This is a genomic window from Actinomycetota bacterium (assembly GCA_040905475.1).
GTDB lineage: Bacteria > Actinomycetota > AC-67 > AC-67 > AC-67 > DATFGK01.
Genome location: JBBDRM010000158.1, coordinates 1 through 2697, shown reverse-complemented (window position 1 = coordinate 2697; position 2697 = coordinate 1). Strand labels below are relative to the sequence as shown.

The following is a 2697-nucleotide window of genomic DNA, read 5'->3' as shown; positions in this document are numbered from 1 at the left end:
TTCGAGATCCTCACCAGCGAGTCGCAGGAGCGCATGTTCGCGATCGTGCGGCCCGGAGACGTCGACGAGGCGGTCGAGATCTGCCGGCGCTGGGGCGTCCCGGCCGTGCCCGTCGCGCGCGTGACCGACGGCAGCGAGCTGATCGTCAAGCAACGCGGCGAGGTCGTCGCGTCCGTTCCCGCGCGATCGCTCGCCGACGAAGGCCCCGAGTACCACCGCCCGATGGAACGCCCCGCGTGGATCGACGTGCTCCGCAAGGGGGACCCGCTCGACCTGCCGCGACCGGAGGACCTCGGCGACGCGCTGCTGGCGCTGATCGCCGCGCCGAACGTCTGCTCGAAGCGGTGGGTCTGGCGCCAGTACGACTATCTCGTCCAGCACAACACTCTCGCCGGGCCCGGCGGCGACGCCGCGGTTATCCGGCTCGAGGGAACGAACCGCGCGCTCGCCGTCTCGACCGACGGCAACGGGCGCTTCGGGCAGCTCGACCCTCGTCTCGGCGCGATGCACGCGGTCGCCGAGGCCGCGCGTAACGTCGCGTGCTCCGGCGCGCGGCCGATCGCCGCCACCAACTGCCTCAACTTCGGGAACCCCGAGCGGCCCGACGTGATGTGGCAGTTCGCCGAAGCCGTCGCCGGAATGGGCGAAGCCTGCCGCGCGCTGGCGACGCCGATCACCGGCGGAAACGTCAGCTTCTACAACGAGACCGACGGCGAGTCGATCCATCCGACGCCGGTCGTCGGGATGTTAGGAGTGCTCGATGACATCGAGCGCCGGGTCGATATCGCGTTCCGCAACGCCGGCGACATGATCGTGCTGCTCGGCAAGACCAGGGCCGAGCTCGGCGGCTCGGAGTACGCGTGGACGCTTCACCGCCATCTCGGCGGCACGCCGCCCGAGCTCGATCTCGAGCAGGAGAAGGCGCTGATCGACACGCTCGTCGCGCTGGCCGGCGACGGCCTGCTGACCGCCGCGCACGACTGCTCCGAAGGCGGTGTCGGCGTGACGCTCGCAGAGATGGCGATCGCCGGCGGGCTGGGAGCCCGGATCGATCCGACTCAAGTGGGCCCGGCCCCCTACGTCTGGCTCTTCTCCGAGTCGGCCACCCGCGTGGTCGTGACCTGCTCGGAAGCCGACCTCGACCGCGTACTCGACGCGGCGGCCCTGCGGGGCGTTCCGGCCGACATCATCGGGATCGTCGGCGGCGACTCGGTCAACGTCGGCATCCACCTTGACCTGGCGGTCTCGGTTCTTGCCGAGCGGTTCGAGTCGGGACTTCCCGAGCGCCTGATCTAACGGGCGGAACGGACCTACGTTCGGGTCGCGTCGCGGTAACGGGCCTCGTCGACAACGAGTCGCCAGTACCCGTGTGTCGGCTTCGTTGCTCGGAAGTGCTCGAAGTCGAACGTGAGGATCGGGAGTCGATGGCGCTCCGCGTAGGCCATGATCGTCCCGTCCACGAACCCCAGGTCCAAGTCGGCGTATCGCGCGTCGAACTCGCTCGCCCCCTCAAGGATGCCCGCCGTCACGAAAGCGACCCGGTGTTCTCCCTCGACCAGGGACCGCAAGAACAACCTCGCGGCCTCCGAGCCGAGCCGAGATCGCAACAAGTGATCCACTTCGACCACCACCGGATCGAGCACGACCAGATCCCTGCCGAGCTCTGCTACGAGAGCGCTCGCAAGGCCGTGCGCCTCATCCCGGGTGTTCGCCGCGGCGAGAAGCGGTCCGGTGTCGGCGAGGACCTTCACCCGGGCCGGACAGGTTCGCGAAGGTACTGCTCGGCCAGCCGGCCGAGATCGCGAGGTCCTTCGCCCGAAGCAACGTAGAGCGGGGGCTTGCGACCGCCGCGCCGCTTCGCGCCTTCCTCGATCAACCGGGCGGCCGCAGCCGAGAAAGACTCTCCCTCCGCCGCTGCGGCACGCACGAGTGCTTCGATCCGATCGGGAAGGCTCAGCGTCCGTCGCACCATCTGCGTCTCCCGAGAAGTATGAACCCCGTCATCATAACATTTCCACGGGCCGAGCTCGTTGTGGCGGACCGGTTCGCGACGATCCCGGCAGGAGGTGCTGATCGCGGGCAGCCAACCCGAGCGCCGACCCCTGAGGGAGAGACGCGGCACACTGATAAACTGAAGCCTAGATGGGGGCGGAATCTCCTAAGGAAGCGTGCGGTCTCTTCGGCGTGTGGGCGCCCGACGAAGAGGTAGCCAAGCTCACGTTCTTCGGCCTCTACTCGCTCCAGCACCGTGGTCAGGAATCGGCCGGGATCGCCGTCTCCGACGGCTCGGGGATCCTCGTCTACAAGGACATGGGCCTGGTCGCTCAGGTCTTCAGCGAGGCAACCCTCGCGACGCTCCAGGGCCAGCTCGCCATCGGCCACACCCGATACTCCACGACGGGGTCGAGCCGCTGGGAGAACGCCCAACCCGCCTTCAAGCCGACGGCCTCGGGCGGCGTGGCGCTCGGGCACAACGGCAACCTGACCAACACCCGCGCGCTCGCCGCCATGGTGAAGAGGACCAACGGGGGTCCGAAGGCCTCGACCGACACCGACATCGTCGCGCAGCTCCTCGCCGACCGGCTCGTCGAGGACATGGAGGAGGCCATCGCCGAGACGATGCCGCTCCTCCAGGGCGCGTTCTCGTTCGTGATCATGGACGAGAAGACCGTCTACGGCGTCCGCGACCCCTACGGC

At 68.7% G+C, this 2697-nt stretch carries 4 protein-coding genes; 2 read left to right on the top strand and 2 right to left on the bottom strand.

Features of this window, described 5'->3' with window-relative positions:
* The coding region (locus WEB06_19465; GenBank protein ID MEX2557795.1) for an AIR synthase-related protein at positions 1-1296 on the top strand (1296 nt) is incomplete at its 5' end.
* Between the two features lie 14 nt (positions 1297-1310).
* Here WEB06_19465 and WEB06_19460 read toward each other — a convergent pair.
* Positions 1311-1751 (bottom strand): PIN domain-containing protein, encoded by a 441-nt coding sequence (locus WEB06_19460; protein MEX2557794.1) that lies wholly within the window; start codon positions 1749-1751, stop codon positions 1311-1313.
* Positions 1748-1969: a hypothetical protein gene (locus tag WEB06_19455; GenBank protein MEX2557793.1), complete on the bottom strand. Its 222-nt coding sequence runs from the start codon at positions 1967-1969 to the stop codon at positions 1748-1750. The genes WEB06_19460 and WEB06_19455 overlap by 4 nt, the downstream gene beginning before the upstream one ends.
* 173 nt (positions 1970-2142) lie before the next feature.
* On the opposite strand from WEB06_19455, the gene WEB06_19450 reads away from it, so the two are divergent.
* The coding region (locus tag WEB06_19450; protein ID MEX2557792.1) for a class II glutamine amidotransferase at positions 2143-2697 on the top strand (555 nt) is incomplete at its 3' end.